Origin of the sequence: Nocardia sp. NPDC056541 (genome assembly GCF_042794235.1) — a bacterium.
Classification (GTDB): Bacteria; Actinomycetota; Actinomycetes; order Mycobacteriales; family Mycobacteriaceae; genus Nocardia.
Genome location: NZ_JBHTUD010000008.1, coordinates 132,840 through 150,880, shown reverse-complemented (window position 1 = coordinate 150,880; position 18,041 = coordinate 132,840). Strand labels below are relative to the sequence as shown.

Genomic DNA, 18,041 nt, shown 5'->3' with positions numbered 1-18,041 from the left:
TGCCCGCACCGTGCGGGCTAGTCATATTAACACCGGCGCGACGTGAGATCTTCCCATTATTTCTGCCAGCTCGCGGTGTCGCCGGAGTGATCTTGTAGCGAACCCCGCCAGATGGCCTCGGCGAATCCGGGTGGGGCTGCCGGTGGTGACGGGTACTGTTCTCGTTCGGCCGCCCCGGAACGGTCAAATGTCCTGGGCGACTGGAGCAAGGAGTTATCTCATGGCATTCACCAGTCACCGTGGACTGCGCCGATTCGCGGCGATCCCGGCTGTTGCGAGTCTCGTGCTCGCCGCGGCCTGCTCGTCGGGCGAGTCCACCGCCGCGCCGGGCGTCACCAGCACGCCCTGTCCCGGTTCGCCGAACACCGATAACGGCTGCATCTATCTCGGGGTGCTCTCGGATCTGGCGAACGGGCCGTTCACCCCGCTCGGTGCCTCGATGAACGACGGTCAGATGGCGTTCTGGAAGCAGGTGAACGCGGCGGGCGGCATCGGCGGCTACGACATCGACATCAGCACCTACACCCGCAACACCTCCTACGATCCGCGCACCCATCGCAGCGCGTATGAGGAGATCGAGCCGAACGTGCTCGCGTTGTCGATGAGTTTCGGGACCGCGCAAACCGTCGCGATGCTGAACCAGATGGACGCCGACGACATGGTGAGCACCGCGGCCACCCAGTGGTCGGGCTGGAACTATCGCAGCGCCGACCGCAATCTGGTGCTCAGCGCGGGCTACTCCTACTGCACCGAAGCGGTAACCGGCCTCGACTGGTTCGCCGAAACCCATTACGCGCCGCGCAATATCGCCGTGGTCGCCTATCGCGGCAACTACGGCGGCGACTACGCCAGCGGCGCGCTGAAGTGGGCGCTGGCCAACGACGCCACCATCGCCGATCGCATCGACACCGGACCCAATGCCGAGGTCGGCAACCAGGACGGTCCCGTGGCGGAGATCCTGGCCGCCGCGCCGGACCTGGTGATGCTGGCCACCGGACCCGCCGAGACCGCGGAGATCGTGGGCAAGCTGGTGAAGTCGGGTTTCACCGGGCGATTTCTCGGCTCGCTGCCCACCTGGAACGCGGCACTGCTGCAATCGGCGGCCGCGCCGGCGCTGACCGCGCTCTACAACTACACGACCCCGGTCGACAGCTGGGCCGGCGACAGCGTGGGAGCCAAGCACGCCCGCGACGCGATCACCGGCGAACCGGCCAACTTCGGCTATTCGCTGGGCTGGGCGATCACCTACCCACTCAAAGCCCTGCTCACCGCCGCGGCGGCGAACGGCGAACTCACCCGCGCCGGCCTGCGCCGCAGCGTCGGCGCGATGAAACCCGACGGTGAGGGCATGGTCGTGATCCATCCGGCTGGGGCGGCCGAACCGGATCTGGAGACCGAGTGGTCGGCGGTGTTCGAACCGGACCGGGAGGCGCCGATGGGCGCCAGAGCGGTGAGTGTCGGCTATCAGGGCAAGACGCTGGGTCGGCTCAACCTGCACGAGCCCTGCACCCGGTTGTAGGGAATCAGCTCGCGGCGATCATGGCGACCGCCGTGAGCGCGAGCACCATACCGACCTTCTGGGTGGCACTGATGCGCTCGCCGAGCAGGACCATCGCCAGCAACACGGTCGCCGCCGGATACAGCGAGCCGATCACGCTCACCACCGACAGCATCGCGCCGTGGAAGGCGTAGAGCAGCGCGGCATTGGCGATCACATCGAGCACGCCGACCGCCAGTGCCAGGCGCAGTGGTTCACCGTGCAGTCCGCGGAATTCGCCTGCCGCCAGCGCCGATGTCCACACGACCGCGGTTGCCGCCACCCGCTGGGCGAGCAGGGGCCACAGTCCCGCGCTCGCACTGGTTTCGTGCAGGAAGTAGAACGCGAAACCGAACGCGGCACCCGACCCGATCGTGAGGAGCGCGACCCGGCGGGTGAAACGCAGTTGCCTGCCGCCGGTGATCTCCTCGGTGGTTTCGTCGGGTGCTTCCCTGCTCACGAGCACCACCGCGACCAGGGCGACGGCGATCCCCGCGATCGCGATCGCGCCGGGCCGTTCGCCGAGAAAGAACCCGGCGATCACCGGGATGCCCGCGACCAGCACCGCGGTCAGCGGCGACACCACCGACATGGGACCGTCGGCGAGCGCGGCGTAGAACCACCACACCGCCAGGCCACTGGCCACACCGGCGGCCAGGCCCCACAGCACGGACGCGGTGTCGGCATGCCCGCCCACCAGCGGCGCGATCAGCAAGACCAGCAGCACCGAGAACGGGTACGACACCACAACCACACGCAGCGCCGTGACCCTGCGCGCGGCGATGCCGCCGAAGAAGTCGCTGACTCCGTAGCCCGCCGCCGCGACGAGGGCGAGCACTACGGAGATCAACGCATGCCTTTGACCCGCCGACCTATTTCACGGGTGACCTCACGCTCGGCCTGCTTGCGGGCCAGATCCTGACGCTTGTCGTAGTCCTGCTTGCCCTTGGCGAGGGCGAGCTCCACCTTCACCTTGCCGTCGGAGAAGTACATCGACAGCGGCACCAGCGTCTGGTTGCCCTCGCGCGACTTGCCGACCAGGTGCTCGATCTCACGCTTGTGCAGCAGCAGCTTGCGGGTGCGGCGCGGCGAATGATTGGTCCAGGTGCCGTGGCTGAACTCCGGGATGTGCAGCCCGCGCAACCAGACCTCGCCGTGGTCGACGGTCGCGAAGGCGTCGACCAGCGAGGCCTTGCCCTCACGCAGGCTCTTCACCTCGGTGCCGACCAGCGCGATCCCCGCCTCATAGACGTCGAGGATCGTGTAGTTGTGCCGCGCCCGGCGGTTGGTCGCGATGACCTTGCGCCCCTTTTCCTTCATAACGGTCAACTGTAAGTGACGGCGCCAGCCCTTTATTCCATGGCCGACTCAGACCCTGGCGGCTGCCCTGGCCAGTGCGCGGTCGCGCTGCTCCTCGAAACGAGCCGCCTTGACCTCGAGGTCGAGCAGGTAGGTGTGCAGCTCGTCGCGGGCGATCTCGCCTTCGGGGCCGAAATCGGTGCGCTCGAAGATTCGCCAGATCCGCAGGGTCGGGCGCAGGACGACATCGAGGTGCTGGCGCAGGTCGTACACGCCGTGCTTGGCGAGCAGCACCGCGTTGCGGCGGAAGTTGGGCTGGTTGAGGCCGGGCATCTGGAAACGCAGGATCACGTCGGTGATGGCCCGCATGGCCTCGTCGGGGGTGAGGTCGAGAGCCGCCGCGCAGAGCTTGCGGTAGAAGATCATGTGCAGGTTCTCGTCGGCGGCGATCCGGGCCAGCATGCGATCGGCGACCGGGTCGTCGCACAGGGCGCCGGTGTTGCGATGGCTGATTCTGGTCGCGAGCTCCTGCAACGTGACGTAGGCGACGCCCTTGAGGAACTGCGAACCCTTCTCCGGCTTGGCGATGCCCGCGGTCATGTGCGACATCCTGGCCTCTTCGAGCGCGACCGGGTCGACGGCGCGAGTCACGACGAGGTAGTCACGCAGGACGATGCCGTGGCGGTTCTCCTCGGCGGTCCACCGGCCGACCCAGGTGCCCCAGGCGTTGTCGAAGCCGAAGGTGTCGGCGAGTTCGCGGTGGTAGGAGGGCAGGTTGTCCTCGGTGAGCAGGTTGGTGATCATCGCCGCCTTGGCGACCTCGCTCAGCCGCGACTGCTCGGGGTCCCAGTCGTCGCCGCCCATGGCCGCGAAGTTGCGGCCCTCGTCCCACGGCACGTAGTCGTGGGGGTGCCACATCTTGGCCTTGGACAGGTGGTCGTTGAGATTGGCTTCGGCCGTCGGCTCGAGCTCGGCGAGGATGTCGCTGTCGGACAGGTGGAGCGTCATGGGTCGACGCTACGAGGCGAGGAGTAGGTTCTCGGGGTTATTGCCGAGATTTCCGCGACTACTCATCACACTGCCGACGTGCGGCGATGATCGGTCACAGCGGTGCGGGGCCGAAGCTGCCGACATGCAGTGGCACCGAATCCCACTGAGCGCGGTCGGGCGTGAGGTCGCCGACAACCAGCACGCCCGCGTCGGCGAAGGCGCCTCTGGCCCGGGCGATGTGGTCCTCGGAGGTGACGAGAACGACCGAGCGCAAGCCCCTGTCGGCGAGCATGGCCGCGGTGTTGCGAGCGTTGGCCACCGTCGAGTCGGCCTCGGATTCGCGCAGGACCCGGCTCTCGTCGATGCCGGCGCCGACCAGCCACTCGGCCATGGCGTCGGCTTCGGACAGACCGGCTTGCGGGTTGCCGCCGGTGACGATGATCGGCGACCACGGCGCGAAAACGGCCTGGGCCAAGCCCGCGCGCAGTCGTCGCACGAGTTCCTCGCGCATCGTCCCCTCCGGTGTCAGGCCGTAGCCGAGGACCACGACGGCGGTGTCGGGGCCGTAGATGCCGGGCAGGGTCGGTGTGCCCAGCGCCCGCGCGAAGTCGAGACCGGGCGGGGCCGGAAAGTCGGCACCGGCGGGTACCGGCACGCAGGCCAATCCCGTGACCGCTATCGCCGCGCACACCACACGCTTGCCCCAAGTCCACCGCACCATTGCCGTCGCCTCCTCGAGCTCGGGCCGATCTCCGTGATCGGTCCCGCTCGGCAACGGTGCGCCGGGTCGTCGACGTCAGGTATCCCTTTGACCTGCGCCTACGACAACTCACATGCGCATGTCGGCCACCGCTGGTGCGTGGCATCGCAAAATTTCCGGAATCGGACGTCGGGGCATACGACGAATTGGCGAGCACGCGATCGATCGGCGGGCAGCGAGGGCGATCGCCGGAACACGACCGTCTGTGACACAGCACCGGATCCGACAGCGGCGTGTGGGAAATTGTCGAACGCGGCCGATCGGGCGGTGCGGACGGAACGTCAGCCTGGGCTCAGTACGAGGTAGAGGACCAAGGCAGCGGTGAAGATGGCGATCAGCGCGAGGGTCGACCAGCGTGGCCTGCCGCGGTGGATCACGCCGTGGTGAACGCCGAGCAGGGACGGCGCGACGACCGGATCGATGTGGCGGTGCGGCATCGGGGGTGTCGGGGTATCGGCTCCCGCACTCGGGCTGCTGCCCGACGTATCGTCGTCCGAGCCTTCACCGTTCGCCATGACTCGACAGTAACTCGGTGTCGTCCGATTCGGTGCGGTTCCTCGCCGCCGCGCGTGTACGCCCTGCTGGGCGAGGAGCCGCGGGTGCACCGCTACTCCCCGGCCAGCGTGGTCAGCACCCCCTCGCCATAGCGAGCCAATTTGTTCTCGCCGACGCCGGCGACGGTGCCGAGGGCGGCGAGGTCGGCGGGTTTGCGCGCGGCGATCTCGCGCAGGGTGGCGTCGTGGAACACCACGTAGGCGGGCACGCCCTGTTCCTTCGCCGTCGCGGCACGCCAGGCCCGCAGGCGCTCGAACACTCCGACGTCGGCGGCGGGCAGGTCGGCGGTCGCCTTGGCCGATTTCGCGCTGCGCGCGGGGCGGGCGGCGCGTTCGGGCTCGCGCCGCATCGGCACCTTCCTGCCCTCGAACAGCACCTCGTTGCTCTCGTCGGTCAGTGCCAGGACACCGTATTCGCCCTGTACCGCCAGCAGGCCGCCCGCGAGCAGCTGCCGCACCACCCCGCGCCATTCGGTATCGCGCAGATCGGTGCCGATGCCGAACACCGAGAGCTCGTTGTGCCGATGCTGGGTGATCTTCTGGTTGGTCTTGCCGAGCAGGATGTCGACGAGGTGGCCCGCGCCGAACGATTGTCCGCGTTCGCGTTTGAGCCGCAGCACCGTGGACAGCAGCTTCTGCGCGGGCACCGTGCCGTCCCAGGTTTCGGGCGGATTCAGGCACACATCGCAGTTGCCGCAGGCGCCACCGGTCTGACCGAAATAGTTGAGCAGCCGCGCGCGACGGCAGCCGACGGTCTCGCACAGGGCGAGCATGGCGTCGAGGTGCAGTTGCAGCTGTCGGCGATGGGCCGCGTCGCCCTCGCTGGAGTCGATCATCTTGCGTTGCTGCACAACATCATTGAGGCCGTAGACCATCCAGGCCGTCGACGGCAGGCCGTCGCGGCCCGCGCGGCCGGTCTCCTGGTAGTAGCCCTCGACCGATTTCGGCAGGTCGAGGTGAGCCACGAATCGCACGTCGGGTTTGTCGATACCCATACCGAAAGCGATGGTGGCGACGACGATCAGGCCGTCCTCGCGCAGGAATCTGGACTGGTTCTCGGCACGGGTCCGGAAATCCAGGCCCGCGTGATAGGGCACCGCGCGAATGCCGTTCTCGTTGAGCATGGCCGCGGTCTTCTCCACCGAATTGCGCGAGAGGGTGTAGACGATGCCCGCGTCGCCGGGGTGTTCGGCGCGGATGAAGTCGAGCAGCTGACGGTCGGCGCGGTTCTTCGATTCGATCCGGTACTGGATGTTGGGCCGGTCGAAGCTGGAGATGAACTGTTTCGCGGCGCCGAGATCCAGGCGTTCGACGATCTCGGCGGCGGTCTTCTCGGTGGCGGTCGCGGTGAGCGCGATGCGCGGGACATCGGGCCAGCGTTCGTGCACCAGCGACAGCGCGAGGTAGTCGGGCCGGAAGTCGTGGCCCCACTGCGACACGCAGTGCGCCTCGTCGATCGCGAACAGGGCGATCTTGCCGCGATCGAGCAGCCGCAGCGTGGCTTCCAGCCGTAGGCGTTCCGGCGCCAGATAGAGCAGGTCCAGATCGCCCGAGACGAACTGTGCCTCCACCGTCCGCCGCTGATCCGGCGACTGGGTGGAGTTGAGGAATCCGGCCCGCACGCCGAGGGCGCTCAGCGCGTCGACCTGGTCCTGCATGAGGGCGATCAGCGGTGAGACCACCACGCCGACACCCTCACGGACCAGCGAGGGAACCTGGTAGCAGAGGGATTTGCCGCCACCGGTCGGCATCAGTACCAGCGCGTCGCCACCGCCGACGACCTGTTCGACGATGGCCGCCTGGTCACCGCGGAAGCTGTCGTAGCCGAAGACACGGCGTAATACCTCGTCGGCGGTCTCAGCGCGATCGGGAGCCGCGACCCGGCCCGGGGTGGCCGGGGCGAGATCGTCGAAGTGGAAGTCGCCGGTGTCGGCGAAATCGTGTTCGGAGACGTACCCGCCGTCGGACGGGTACGCGTCGTCGGGTGGGAAGTCCTCGGGCGGGAAGTCGTCGACATCGGGGGCTGTGGCGCCGGAATTGCTCACCGGGCCATCCTACGAGCGAGCGCCGGTCGCGCAGCCCGTCGACCGGAGCCGACGGCGGCGGATGCCGAAGTTGCGCACCTGTGGATAACTTCGATTCACCCGCGCAAACGGCCGAGGACCTCGTCGTGGAGCAGGCCGTTGGAAGCAACAGCGTCGCCGCCGTGCGGACCGGAGCGTCCGTCCAGGGAGGTGAACGCGCCACCCGCCTCGCGGACCAGGATGTCGAGAGCGGCCAGGTCCCACAGGGAGACCTCCGGCTCGGCGGCGATATCGACCGCACCCTCCGCGACCAGGCAATAGTTGAAGAAGTCGCCGTAACCGCGGACTCGCCAGACGGCGTCGGTGAGGTCGATGAACTTCTCGCGCAGACCGCGCTCGTGCCAGCCGGACAGACTGGAGAAGGCCAGGCTCGCGGCGTCGAGGTCGGCGACCGCGGATACCGAGATCGGCTTGGGCGCTCCGGGGTGGACCTGCACCCATGCGCCCGAACCGGCGGCGGCCCACCAGCGCCTGCCCAGCGCGGGCGCGCTCACCACGCCGACCACCGGGACACCGTCCTCCAGCAGGGAGATCAGGCTGGCCCACACCGGTACGCCCCGGACGAAGTTCTTGGTGCCGTCGATCGGGTCGACCACCCACTGCCTGCCGCTGAACTCGGCGTCGCCGCCGAACTCCTCGCCGAGCACGGCGTCGGCGGGGCGTTCGTCGGCGAGTACGCGCCGGATCAGCTGTTCTACCGCGAGATCGGCGTCCGAGACCGGGGTGAGGTCCGGTTTCGAGTCGACTTTGAGGTCGACAGCGCCGAAGCGCTCGTGGGAGATGGCGTCGGCCTGGTCGGCCAGTCGCAGGGCAAGGTCCAGGTCAGCGGAGTAGGCAGCCACGGTGGGAGTGTATTCGCCGAGCCGGCGCGCTCGAGTTCGCGGCGCGGTGAACATCGCTGCCGTTCCCCGCCCCGGCTCAGCGGCTCCGGCCGGGTGTCCGAGAACGCGCGAAAGCCGCCTGGTCAGGCCACGACCTGGGCTGTTTTCGCTGCGACCAGAGCACTTGTCCACCAGTGCAACTGGTCGAGGAGGGCCGTGGCGGCGGCTTCTGCTTCCTGCGGGTCGTGGAGTTGGCCGGTCTCGTCGAAGAGCATGTAGTAGCGCGGGAACGAGACGTAGTTGCGCACGGTGTGGGCGTTGAGTTCGTTGAACACCTGGCGCAGGTGTTCGATGGCCAGGAGTCCGCCGGAGCCACCGCTGTAACCGACGAAGCCGATCGCCTTGGCGTCCCACTGGGTGAAGTGCCAGTCGATGGCGGCTTTGAGGGCGGCCGGGTAGCTGCGGTTGTAGTCGGGGGTGACGATGACGTAGGCGTCGGCCGCGGCCAAGCGGCCGGTGAGGTCGCGCATGCCGGCAGGGCGGATCGGGTCGGGGTCGAGGGCGGGCGGCACGGCGGGCAGGGCGGGCAGGGCGGTGTCGGCGAGGTCGATGATGTCGACCTCGAAACGGTCGTCGACCTGCTGGTCGAACCAGTTCGCGACAACGGGGCCGAATCGTCCGTCACGGACACTGCCGATGATGATCGCGAGCTTCAGCGTGGACACGATGTTCTCCTGTTCGTCGTACCGGCTCGATCAGCCGGTACGACCAAATCTCGCGGACCGCGAGCGTCGCAGGGAGACCACGCTGAGAGTGGTAGTGGCACGGCCACTCTCCGATGCGCCGAGCTGGGTACCGTCGACGAGGTGAGCGACAACGAACTCGGGCTGTTCCTGCGGACCCGCCGCGAAGCGGTCTCCCCCGCCGAGGTCGGGCTGCCCGCCGGACAACGCAGGCGCACGCCGGGTCTGCGTCGCGCCGAGGTCGCGCTGCTGGCCGGCGTCAGTGTGGAATATCTGATCCGGCTCGAGCAGGGCCGCGACAGCCATCCCTCCGCTCAGGTGTTGTCCGCGCTGGCCGAGACGTTGCGGCTGAGTCCTCGCGAACGCGTCCACCTGCATCAACTCAGCAAGGGCGTGTCCGGATTCAGCTGTGGCGCTGCCGAGAACGGTCCCAATCGCACGGTGCGTCCGACGATCCTGGCGATTCTCGCCCAGCTGGAACCGGCGCCCGCCGCGATCACCAACCGCTTCACCGAGATCCTGGCCTGCACCGAGGGCTACCGGAAGTTGATGGCGCCCGCGGGGTTGTTCGAGCAGGGCGAGCCCGCCAACGTCGCCCGTTTCGTGTTCACCCACCCCGGCGCCCGCGAGCTGTACCCGGAGTGGGACTCGGCCGCTGACAAGCTGGTCGCTTCGCTCAAGCAGGGCCCGTTCCGCGCCGATCCGATGGTCGCCGCCCTGGTCGACGAACTCACCGTGACGGCGGGCAGCGTCTTCACCGATCGCCTCGCGACGCTGCCCGGACTGCCGCCGTCGGGCGGGATCAACCGCCTCGATCATCCCGAGGCGGGCACGCTGCGGCTGGCCTACGAATCGCTGGATCTGTCCATCGACGACGACCAGTCGCTCTACGTCCTGCTCCCGGCCGACGAGGCCAGCGCGAACGCCCTCGACCAGCTGGTCGGACGCCGCCCAGGGGGCTTGCGGTCCATCGCAAGCTGACCGAATAGGCACTGTGTCGGACGGGACCGGTAGCCTAGGACATCGTGCATCCTGACGTTATCGCCGACCTCGCAGAACTCGACACCACGCTCAAGACGGTCGAGTCGGTCCTCGATGTCGAGGAACTACGCCGCCGTATCGATGAACTCGAGCACCAGGCCGCCGATCCCGAGCTGTGGAACAACCAGGAGCACGCCCAGCAGGTGACCAGTGAGCTCTCGCACGCGCAGAGCGAATTGCGCCGGGTCGAGGATCTGCGCCAGCGGCTCGAGGACCTGCCGGTGCTCTACGAACTGGCCGAGGCCGAAGAGGACGCGGCCGCCGCCGAAGCCACCGCCGACGCCGATGCCGAGCGCGCCGCACTGCGCGTGGACGTCGAGGCGATGGAAGTGCGCACCCTGCTCTCGGGCGAGTACGACAAGCGTGACGCGCTGGTCAACATCCGTTCCGGCGCCGGCGGCGTCGACGCCGCCGACTGGGCGATGATGCTGATGCGCATGTACATCCGCTGGGCCGAGCGGCACAAGTTCCCCGTCGAGGTCTACGACACCTCCTACGCCGAAGAGGCCGGCCTCAAGAGCGCCACCTTCGCGGTGAAGGCGCCCTACGCCTACGGCACGCTGTCGGTGGAGATGGGCACGCATCGCCTGGTCCGGATCAGCCCGTTCGACAACCAGGGCCGTCGCCAGACCTCCTTCGCCGAGGTCGAGGTCCTGCCCGTGGTGGAGACGACCGACCACATCGAGATTCCCGAGGGCGAGATCCGGGTCGACGTGTACCGCTCGTCGGGCCCCGGCGGCCAGTCGGTCAACACCACCGACTCCGCGGTGCGCCTGACCCACATCCCCACCGGCATCGTCGTGACCTGCCAGAACGAGAAGTCGCAGCTGCAGAACAAGATCTCGGCCATGCGCGTGCTGCAGGCCAAGCTGCTCGAGCGCAAACGCCAGGAGGAGCGCGCCACGATGGACGCGCTCAAGACCAACGAGGGCGCGTCGTGGGGCAACCAGATGCGTTCCTACGTGCTGCACCCGTACCAGATGGTCAAGGACCTGCGCACCAACCACGAAGTCAACAATCCGACCGCGGTCCTCGACGGCGACATCGACGGTTTCATCGAGTCCGGAATCCGTTGGCGTATGCGCGATCAGGACGACGCGTAGCCAGCTGTTCGCTCACAAACCGTGCGCTTCAGCACGTTTGACCGCACGCCGTGACCGACCTGTAACCTTTCTGGTGTGCGTTCGACCGAACCGAAACTGTGCCTGTGCAGGTCCATGAAGGAGACGCGATGACCGACGTCCTCGCGGCCAACAGCGGACCCGAGATCAGCGACTGGATGCGTTCCAGTGGGCTGGAAATCGTCCTGCTGATCGTCGGCGCGATGCTGTTCGGCCGGTTCGCCGCGTTCCTGCGCGACCGGGTGACCACCAAGATCGACTCGGGTTTCCAGACCAGTGACGCCCTGGTCCGCACCGAGGCGGCCAAGCACCGTCATGCGCTGGCGCAGGTGGTCACGTGGGTGGTGCTGACCATCGTGTACGTGCTGGTCGGCATGGAGGTGTTGCGCAGGCTGGGCTTCGCGGTGACGGGACTGGTCGCGCCCGCGGCGGTGCTCGGTGCCGCGCTCGGTTTCGGCGCGCAGCGCATCGTCCAGGACATTCTGGCCGGGTTCTTCCTGATCACCGAGCGCCAATACGGCTTCGGTGACGTGGTGCAGATCTCGGTCACCGGCTCCGCCGACCCGGCCGAGGGCACCGTCGAGGACGTGACGCTGCGCATCACCACGCTGCGCAACTCCGACGGCGAGGTGATCATCGTCCCCAACGGGCAGATCGTGAAAGTCACCAATCTGTCCAAGGATTGGGCGCGCGCCGCGATCGACGTCCCGGTCTCCGCGCAGGCCGATATCACCAAGATCAACGAGATCCTGCACGCGGTGTGCACCAAGGCCTACGAGGATCGCCGCCTCAAACCGCTGCTGCTCGACGAGCCGTCGGTGATGGGTGTCGAAGATCTCTCGCTCGACGTGATGAACATCCGGATGGTTGCCCGCACATTGCCAGGCAAACAATTCGAAGTGGGTCGCGAACTGCGCGTGCGCGTTGCCGCGGCCCTGCGTAAGGAGGGAATCAGTGAAACCACGTAAGTCCACAGCGATCCTGATGGCGGCGTGGCTGTCGACGTTTGTCGTGTACCTGTTCGTCAAACCCACCGATACCGCCGCCGAGGGCCCGACGACGTTCCTCAACGCCGTACCGACCTGGGTGAATGCCGACCCCCAACCCTGATCGACGCGCCGCGTCCCGCTGAGACGCTTGGTTCGCTGGTTACACTGGCTCCCCGTGATCACCATGCGCAACGTGACCAAGTCGTACGAGACCTCGACGCGACCGGCGCTGGACAACGTTTCCGTCGATGTGGAAAAAGGCGAGTTCGTCTTCATCATCGGCCCGTCCGGTTCGGGCAAGTCGACCTTCATGCGACTCCTGCTCAAGGAAGAGGCGCCGACATCGGGCGAGATCCGGGTCGCGGATTTCCGCGTCGACCGCTTGCCCGGCCGGAAGGTGCCCAAGTTGCGGCAGCGGATCGGCTGCGTGTTCCAGGACTTCCGGCTGTTGCAGCAGAAGACCGTGGAACAGAACGTCGCGTTCGCGCTGGAGGTGATCGGCAAGCGGCGCCAGTTCATCGACCGGACGGTGCCCGAGGTGCTCGACATGGTCGGTCTCGGCGGCAAGGGGCAGCGGTTGCCGTCGGAGCTGTCCGGTGGTGAGCAGCAGCGGGTCGCGATCGCGCGCGCGTTCGTCAACCGGCCGTTGGTCCTGCTCGCCGACGAGCCGACCGGCAACCTCGACCCCGACACCAGCGCCGACATCATGGCGCTGCTGGAACGGATCAATCGCGTCGGCACCACGGTGCTGATGGCCACCCACGACAATCACATCGTCGACGCCATGCGAAGGCGGGTGGTGGAACTCGACCACGGCAGACTCGTGCGCGACGAAGCGACCGGCGTCTACGGGGTGGGTCGATAATGCGACTGAGTTTCCTGTTCACCGAGGTCGTCGACGGCCTGCGCCGCAATCTCACGATGACCATCGCGATGATCCTGACCACGGCCGTGTCACTGATGATGCTCGGCGGCGGCATGCTGTCGGTGCGGATGGCCGACAAGACCGAGAACTTCTTCATCGGCCGCCTCGAGGTGCGCTTCTATCTCGACGACGCGGTCTCCGACACCGATCCCGACTGCGCCGCCGACCCGTGCAAGTCGCTGCTGGCCGACCTCAAGCAGACCTCGGGTGTGGAGAGCGTGCAGTTCCTCAACCGCGCCGACGCGCTGGAGGAGGCGAAGAAGCTGTTCGCGGATCAGCCGGAAATGGTGCAGTACATCTCCGACTCGCCGCTGCCTGCCTCGTTGCGGGTGAAGATGACCGACGCCGACCAGTATCAGCACATCTACGACGGCTTCGCGACGCGGCCGGGTGTGCGGATCGTGGCCAATGACAAGGAGTTCGTCGACCGGCTGACAAGCCTGTTCGACGGGCTACGCAACGCCGCGTTCGGTTTGGCGCTGGTGATGGCGCTGGCCGCGATGCTGCTGGTGCTGAACATGGTGCAGATCGCCGCGTTCACGCGGCGCACGGAAGTCGGCATCATGCGCCTGGTGGGCGCGACCCGCTGGTACACCCAGCTACCGTTCCTGCTCGAAGCGGTCGCGGCCGCCTTTGTCGGTTCGGTACTCGCGATCCTCGGCCTGGTGATCGCCCGGCCGCTGGTGATCGACCGGGCGCTGGGGCCGCTGTTCGACAGCAATGTGTTCCCGCGCATCACCGGCGACGACATCGCGGTGGTTGCCCTGACGATCGCGCCTGTCGGCATCGTCTTCGCCGCCGTCACCGCCTACCTGACCCTGCGCTACTACGTGCGCGAATAAGGTTTGTGCGCGGCGGGGCCGGCTCGATCGGTCCCGCCGCGTCGACGGCAGCCGACGCCGAGCGTGCTGGTTACTTCAGGCCCGTCGACGGCCGCTGCCCGGCGTGGGCGAGGCTGGCGCCGAGTTGAGCGGCGAGTTGGGATCGCTGGCGGTCGAGGTCTGCGATGCGCCGGTCCAGTTCGGCGGTTCTGTCGGCCATGATTCGCACCGACATCTCGCAGGCTTGGACCGGTCCCGCGTCCTCGGCGCACGGCATCAGCAGGGCGATGTCATCGGTGTTCAGTCCTGCAGCCAGCAGTTCCCTGATCCGGGCGACCGTCGCTGCCGCCGATGCGGGATAACTGCGGTAACCGTTGCTGTCGCGGTGTGGATGCAGCAGACCCTGCTCCTCGTAGTAGCGCAGCAGCCGGGTGGCGACCCCGGTGCGTCGTGCCAATTCGCCGATCAGCATGTGACCACCGGCACCGGCGGCTTGACCTTCACACCCATGTCAATCCCTAACGTCGCCGCCATGACCACGATTCCCCTGCACACCACCGTCCATGGCACCGGCCCCGGCATCGTCCTCGCGCACGGCGCGGGCGGCGGGATCGAGAGCAACTTCGGCACCGTGATTCCGGCGCTCGCCGACGGTCACACCGTGGTCGCCTCGGACTACCCGGGCGACGACACCCCCTTGAACCTCGACGACCTCGCCGACGCGCTCGTGTCGGCCGCCGTCGACGCGGGCGTCGAGACCTTCACCATCATCGGATTCTCCCTCGGCACCGCGGTGGCCGTGCGCGCCGCCACCCGCCACCCCGACCGCGTCACCGGCCTCCTGCTGACGGCCGGCCTGGCCGCCCCCGACAGTCGCGCCCAGCTCATCGTGCGGTTCTGGCAGGACCTCCTGGATCGAGGCGACCATGAATCCTTCGCCCGTCTCGTCGTGCTCACCGGTTTCTCCACCGGGTTCGTCAACACGCTGCCCGTGGCCGCGATCGATGACATCGTTCGCCAGACGGCCGCCTCGATTCCCGGCGGCACCCGGCAACAGGCGGCGCTGGTCGAGTCGGTCGACACCAGCCCCGACCTGGCCGCCGTCGCGGTGCCCACCCTGGTCGTGGCCACCACCGCCGACCTGCTGGTCGATCCCGCGAACTCGCGGGCACTGGCCGCGGCGATTCCCGGCGCCGACTACACCGAGATCGAGGCAGGCCACGTGGTGATGGTCGAGCGCCCCGACGAGTGGCGCAAACTGCTGACCGAATTCCTCGACCGCCACGGGCTGTAGCACTCCCCTGCCATCACCCCGGGCGCACCACGGCGAAACGTCGCCGCGGCGATGGCGGGCAATCTCATGACACATAACGAATCGGGATCGACCGCAGCCATGAGTCTGGCCAGAAACGGCGACAACGGCGGCTGATCGGGGTAAGACCAGTCCAGTCGCCGACCAGCGTGGCGAAGGTCGGCAATCCCACTTTGGGTCGGCACACATCTTACTCTGGAGTAAGATAGACTTACCGAAGAGTAAGATGGTGGGGTCGAAGGCACCCCGACAGCCGAGGAAATCAGGTGATGATGAGCACTCGAGACAGCGCGACGAAGCGACGTCCGAACGACACGTCCGCGGTCGGCCTCAGCCAGCCCAAACGGGACTGGATGGGCGCCGCGATGCGCGCTTTGACGACCATTACCGGGTCGGAGCTCGCGGGCAAGTACAACCTGCGCAAGCCGATCGAGCGCGTCACCTACGAGGGCACCAAGACCGGGTTCCGCACCCTGGGCGCGGCCACTCGTACGTTCGCCAAGGTCGCGGGCGGCGGTGAGCCCAAGCGTCTGGTCGACAACGAGTCCAAGACCAAGGACTACTTCGATCTCACCCCGTCCGACGAACAGCAGATGATCGTCGAGACGGTGCGTGATTTCGCGGGCGAGATCCTGCGTCCCGCGGCCTACGACGCCGACAATGCCGCCAAGGCCCCGCGCGACCTGCTCGAGCGCGCCGCCGAACTCGGCATCACCCTGATCAACGTGCCCGAGGAGCTGGAAGGCGCGGCCTCCGAGCGCGGCGCCGTCACCAACTCCCTGGTCGCCGAGGCGCTGGCGCACGGCGACATGGGCCTGGCGCTGCCGATCCTGGCGCCGAGCGGTGTCACCGTCGCGCTGTCGCAGTGGGGCACCGACGCCCAGCAGCAGACCTACCTGCCCGCCTTCACCGGCGAGAGTGTGCCGCAGGCGTCCGTGGTGATCAACGAGCCGCGCGCCCTGTTCGACCCGTTCGCGCTGCAGACCAAGGCCGTCCGCTCCCCCAGCGGCTACAAGCTCAACGGTGTGAAGAGCCTGGTCCCGGCCGCGGCCGACGCGGAACTGTTCATCGTGGCCGCCGAGCTCGACGGGCGCCCCGCGCTGTTCATCGTCGAGTCCGACACCGCCGGGCTGTCGGTGGAAGCCGACCCGAGCATGGGTCTGCGCGCCGCGGGCCTGGGTCGGCTGATCCTGGACAACGTGGCCGTCGGCGCCGACGCCGTCCTCGGCGACAGCGACGCCAAGACCCGTGCCGCCGAGTACGGCGACGCGGTGCAGCTCGCCCGCCTGGGTTGGGCCTCGCTGGCCATCGGCACCGGCCAGGCCGTGCTCGACTACGTGATCCCGTACGTGAACGAGCGTGAGGCGTTCGGCGAGCCGATCTCGCACCGCCAAGCGGTGGCCTTCATGGTCGCCAACATGGCGATCGAGCTCGACGGCCTGCGCCTGGTCACCCTGCGTGGTGCTTCGCGCGCCGAGCAGGGTCTGTCGTTCGCCCGTGAGGCGGCGCTGGCGCGCAAGCTGGCCACCGACAAGGGCATGCAGATCGGCCTGGACGGCGTGCAGCTGCTCGGCGGCCACGGCTTCACCAAGGAACACCCGGTCGAGCGGTGGTACCGCGACCTTCGTTCCGTCGGTGTCGCCGAAGGCATCGTGCTGGTCTAGGCCCGTTTCTCACCTTCCAGGAGCCCCCTCATGATCAATCTCGAACTCCCCAAGAAGCTGAAGGCGAGCGCCAACCAGGCCCACCAGGTCGCCTCGCAGATCTTCCGTCCCATTTCCCGCAAGTACGACCTCGCCGAGCACGAGTACCCGGTCGAGCTCGACACGATGGCCGCCATGATCGAAGGGCTCGCCGATTCCGGCACCCAGAAGATCGGTGGCGCCGCGGGCGGCCGTAACGACGAGGCCGCCGCGGACCTGACCGCGAATGCCAACGGCGGCAACATGTCCGCGCTGCTCAACGCCCTCGAGACCTCGTGGGGCGATGTCGGCCTGATGCTCACCATCCCCTACCAGGGACTGGGCAACGCCGCGATCGCCGCCGTCGCGACCGACGAGCAGCTCTCGCGTTTCGGCAAGGTGTGGGCCGCGATGGCGATCACCGAGCCGTCCTTCGGTTCCGACTCCGCCGCCGTCACCACCACCGCCACCCTCGACGGTGACGAGTGGGTCCTCAACGGCGAGAAGATCTTCGTCACCTGCGGTGAGCGCGCCACCCACATCGTGGTGTGGGCCTCGGTCGACAAGAGCCTGGGTCGCGCCGCGATCAAGTCCTTCGTCGTCCCGCGCGACGCTCCGGGTCTGTCGGTGGCGCGGCTCGAGCACAAGCTCGGCATCAAGGCCTCCGACACCGCGGTGCTGCTGCTGCAGGACTGCCGCATCCCCGCCGACAACATCCTCGGTTCGCCGGAAGTCAACGTGGAGAAGGGCTTTGCCGGGGTCATGCAGACCTTCGACAACACCCGCCCCCTCGTGGCGGCGATGGCCGTGGGCGTCACCCGCGCCGCGCTCGAGGAACTGCGTACCGTCCTCACCGAGGCGGGTGTCGAGATCTCCTACGACACCCCCGCGATGAACCAGTCCGCGGCAGCCGCCGAGTTCCTGCGCATGGAAGCCGACTACGAATCGGCCTACCTGCTCTCCCTGCGCGCTGCCTGGATGGCCGACAACAAGAAGCCGAACTCCCTCGAGGCCTCGATGTCCAAGGCCAAGGCGGGCCGCACCGGCACCGACGTCACCCTCAAGGCGGTGGAGCTTGCCGGCACCATCGGCTACTCCCAGCGCACTCTGCTCGAGAAGTGGGCCCGCGACTCGAAGATTCTCGACATCTTCGAAGGCACCCAGCAGATCCAGCAGCTGATCGTGGCTCGCCGCGTGCTCGGAAAGACCAGCTCCGAGCTGAAGTGAGCTGGTAGACAACGAAATCCGGTGCGAGTCGTTCTGACTCGCACCGGATTTTCGTTTCCCGGAGCAGGCCGGCGTTTGCCGGATCGGCCCGGATGGGTTCTGCGCGGCGTTACGGTGATGGTCGAATTGTTCCGC

19 protein-coding genes are annotated in these 18,041 nt (G+C 67.7%); 10 read left to right on the top strand and 9 right to left on the bottom strand.

Features of this window, described 5'->3' with window-relative positions; translation table 11 throughout:
• Nucleotides 1-220 precede the first annotated feature (220 nt).
• A complete protein-coding gene (locus ACFQ9R_RS16070; RefSeq protein ID WP_378991390.1) occupies nt 221-1,519 on the top strand; it encodes an ABC transporter substrate-binding protein in 1,299 nt (432 codons plus the stop codon).
• A 4-nt stretch (nt 1,520-1,523) separates the two neighbouring features.
• On the opposite strand, the gene ACFQ9R_RS16065 is transcribed toward ACFQ9R_RS16070, so the two are convergent.
• From ACFQ9R_RS16065 to ACFQ9R_RS16030, 8 genes are all read right to left on the bottom strand, one after another.
• Nucleotides 1,524-2,387 carry an EamA family transporter gene (locus tag ACFQ9R_RS16065; protein ID WP_378991389.1) on the bottom strand — a complete coding sequence of 288 codons (864 nt, stop codon included), beginning with the start codon at nt 2,385-2,387 and terminating at the stop codon, nt 1,524-1,526.
• Nucleotides 2,384-2,857, bottom strand: coding sequence for an SsrA-binding protein SmpB (smpB, locus tag ACFQ9R_RS16060; RefSeq protein ID WP_378920812.1), 474 nt, complete (start codon nt 2,855-2,857; stop codon nt 2,384-2,386). The genes ACFQ9R_RS16065 and smpB overlap by 4 nt, the downstream gene beginning before the upstream one ends.
• Before the next feature lie 48 nt (nt 2,858-2,905).
• Nucleotides 2,906-3,844, bottom strand: coding sequence for an acyl-ACP desaturase (locus tag ACFQ9R_RS16055; protein ID WP_378651804.1), 939 nt, complete (start codon nt 3,842-3,844; stop codon nt 2,906-2,908).
• Between the two features lie 94 nt (nt 3,845-3,938).
• The gene (locus ACFQ9R_RS16050) at nt 3,939-4,547 is read right to left on the bottom strand and encodes a YdcF family protein (protein ID WP_378991387.1); all 609 of its coding nucleotides are present in this window, start codon (nt 4,545-4,547) and stop codon (nt 3,939-3,941) included.
• A 320-nt stretch (nt 4,548-4,867) separates the two neighbouring features.
• Nucleotides 4,868-5,101, bottom strand: a complete 234-nt coding sequence (locus ACFQ9R_RS16045) for a hypothetical protein (RefSeq protein ID WP_378991385.1) — start codon at nt 5,099-5,101, stop codon at nt 4,868-4,870.
• Nucleotides 5,102-5,193: 92 nt separating this feature from the next.
• Entirely contained in the window at nt 5,194-7,185 is a 1,992-nt protein-coding gene (recQ, locus tag ACFQ9R_RS16040) for a DNA helicase RecQ (RefSeq protein WP_378991383.1), read from the bottom strand.
• Nucleotides 7,186-7,280: 95 nt separating this feature from the next.
• On the bottom strand, nt 7,281-8,066 hold the full coding sequence (gene hisN / locus ACFQ9R_RS16035; RefSeq protein ID WP_378991382.1) for a histidinol-phosphatase: 786 nt from the start codon (nt 8,064-8,066) through the stop codon (nt 7,281-7,283).
• Between the two features lie 122 nt (nt 8,067-8,188).
• A complete protein-coding gene (locus tag ACFQ9R_RS16030) occupies nt 8,189-8,770 on the bottom strand; it encodes an NADPH-dependent FMN reductase (RefSeq protein ID WP_378991381.1) in 582 nt (193 codons plus the stop codon).
• Between the two features lie 141 nt (nt 8,771-8,911).
• Here ACFQ9R_RS16030 and ACFQ9R_RS16025 point away from each other — a divergent pair, with 141 nt between their 5' ends.
• The 6 genes from ACFQ9R_RS16025 (at nt 8,912) to ftsX (ending at nt 13,706) form a co-directional block, all read left to right on the top strand.
• Nucleotides 8,912-9,769 carry a helix-turn-helix transcriptional regulator gene (locus tag ACFQ9R_RS16025; protein WP_378991379.1) on the top strand — a complete coding sequence of 286 codons (858 nt, stop codon included), beginning with the start codon at nt 8,912-8,914 and terminating at the stop codon, nt 9,767-9,769.
• Between the two features lie 44 nt (nt 9,770-9,813).
• On the top strand, nt 9,814-10,932 hold the full coding sequence (gene prfB, locus ACFQ9R_RS16020) for a peptide chain release factor 2 (RefSeq protein WP_056812604.1): 1,119 nt from the start codon (nt 9,814-9,816) through the stop codon (nt 10,930-10,932).
• A gap of 128 nt (nt 10,933-11,060) precedes the next feature.
• Nucleotides 11,061-11,918 (top strand): mechanosensitive ion channel family protein, encoded by an 858-nt coding sequence (locus tag ACFQ9R_RS16015; RefSeq protein WP_378991378.1) that lies wholly within the window; start codon nt 11,061-11,063, stop codon nt 11,916-11,918.
• Nucleotides 11,905-12,060, top strand: a complete 156-nt coding sequence (locus ACFQ9R_RS16010) for a hypothetical protein (RefSeq protein ID WP_378632946.1) — start codon at nt 11,905-11,907, stop codon at nt 12,058-12,060. The genes ACFQ9R_RS16015 and ACFQ9R_RS16010 overlap by 14 nt, the downstream gene beginning before the upstream one ends.
• 54 nt (nt 12,061-12,114) lie before the next feature.
• Nucleotides 12,115-12,804 (top strand): cell division ATP-binding protein FtsE, encoded by a 690-nt coding sequence (gene ftsE / locus ACFQ9R_RS16005; RefSeq protein WP_378632943.1) that lies wholly within the window; start codon nt 12,115-12,117, stop codon nt 12,802-12,804.
• Nucleotides 12,804-13,706, top strand: a complete 903-nt coding sequence (gene ftsX / locus ACFQ9R_RS16000; RefSeq protein WP_378991377.1) for a permease-like cell division protein FtsX — start codon at nt 12,804-12,806, stop codon at nt 13,704-13,706. Before ftsE ends, ftsX begins: the two co-directional genes overlap by 1 nt.
• A gap of 70 nt (nt 13,707-13,776) precedes the next feature.
• Here the strand turns inward: ftsX and ACFQ9R_RS15995 are convergent, their stop codons facing one another.
• Complete coding sequence (locus tag ACFQ9R_RS15995; RefSeq protein ID WP_378991376.1) at nt 13,777-14,157, bottom strand: MerR family transcriptional regulator; 381 nt, start codon at nt 14,155-14,157, stop codon at nt 13,777-13,779.
• 60 nt (nt 14,158-14,217) lie between these two features.
• Here ACFQ9R_RS15995 and ACFQ9R_RS15990 point away from each other — a divergent pair, with 60 nt between their 5' ends.
• The 3 genes from ACFQ9R_RS15990 to ACFQ9R_RS15980 all read left to right on the top strand — a co-directional run bounded on the left by ACFQ9R_RS15990 (nt 14,218) and on the right by ACFQ9R_RS15980 (nt 17,906).
• Complete coding sequence (locus ACFQ9R_RS15990) at nt 14,218-14,979, top strand: alpha/beta fold hydrolase (protein WP_378991374.1); 762 nt, start codon at nt 14,218-14,220, stop codon at nt 14,977-14,979.
• Nucleotides 14,980-15,263: 284 nt separating this feature from the next.
• The gene (locus ACFQ9R_RS15985) at nt 15,264-16,661 is read left to right on the top strand and encodes an acyl-CoA dehydrogenase family protein (protein ID WP_378651822.1); all 1,398 of its coding nucleotides are present in this window, start codon (nt 15,264-15,266) and stop codon (nt 16,659-16,661) included.
• A 30-nt stretch (nt 16,662-16,691) separates the two neighbouring features.
• Entirely contained in the window at nt 16,692-17,906 is a 1,215-nt protein-coding gene (locus ACFQ9R_RS15980) for an acyl-CoA dehydrogenase family protein (RefSeq protein WP_378651825.1), read from the top strand.
• Nucleotides 17,907-18,041: the final 135 nt, after the last annotated feature.

Bases quoted from the DNA above. Each gene is read 5' to 3' on its own strand.
- ACFQ9R_RS16070 (WP_378991390.1), top strand. From the start codon at position 221: ATGGCATTCACCAGTCACCGTGGACTGCGCCGATTCGCGGCGATCCCG.
- smpB (WP_378920812.1), bottom strand. From the start codon at position 2,857: ATGAAGGAAAAGGGGCGCAAGGTCATCGCGACCAACCGCCGGGCGCGG.
- ACFQ9R_RS16055 (WP_378651804.1), bottom strand. From the start codon at position 3,844: ATGACGCTCCACCTGTCCGACAGCGACATCCTCGCCGAGCTCGAGCCG.
- ACFQ9R_RS16050 (WP_378991387.1), bottom strand. From the start codon at position 4,547: ATGGTGCGGTGGACTTGGGGCAAGCGTGTGGTGTGCGCGGCGATAGCG.
- ACFQ9R_RS16045 (WP_378991385.1), bottom strand. From the start codon at position 5,101: ATGGCGAACGGTGAAGGCTCGGACGACGATACGTCGGGCAGCAGCCCG.
- ACFQ9R_RS16015 (WP_378991378.1), top strand. From the start codon at position 11,061: ATGACCGACGTCCTCGCGGCCAACAGCGGACCCGAGATCAGCGACTGG.
- ftsX (WP_378991377.1), top strand. From the start codon at position 12,804: ATGCGACTGAGTTTCCTGTTCACCGAGGTCGTCGACGGCCTGCGCCGC.
- ACFQ9R_RS15995 (WP_378991376.1), bottom strand. From the start codon at position 14,157: ATGCTGATCGGCGAATTGGCACGACGCACCGGGGTCGCCACCCGGCTG.
- ACFQ9R_RS15990 (WP_378991374.1), top strand. From the start codon at position 14,218: ATGACCACGATTCCCCTGCACACCACCGTCCATGGCACCGGCCCCGGC.
- ACFQ9R_RS15980 (WP_378651825.1), top strand. From the start codon at position 16,692: ATGATCAATCTCGAACTCCCCAAGAAGCTGAAGGCGAGCGCCAACCAG.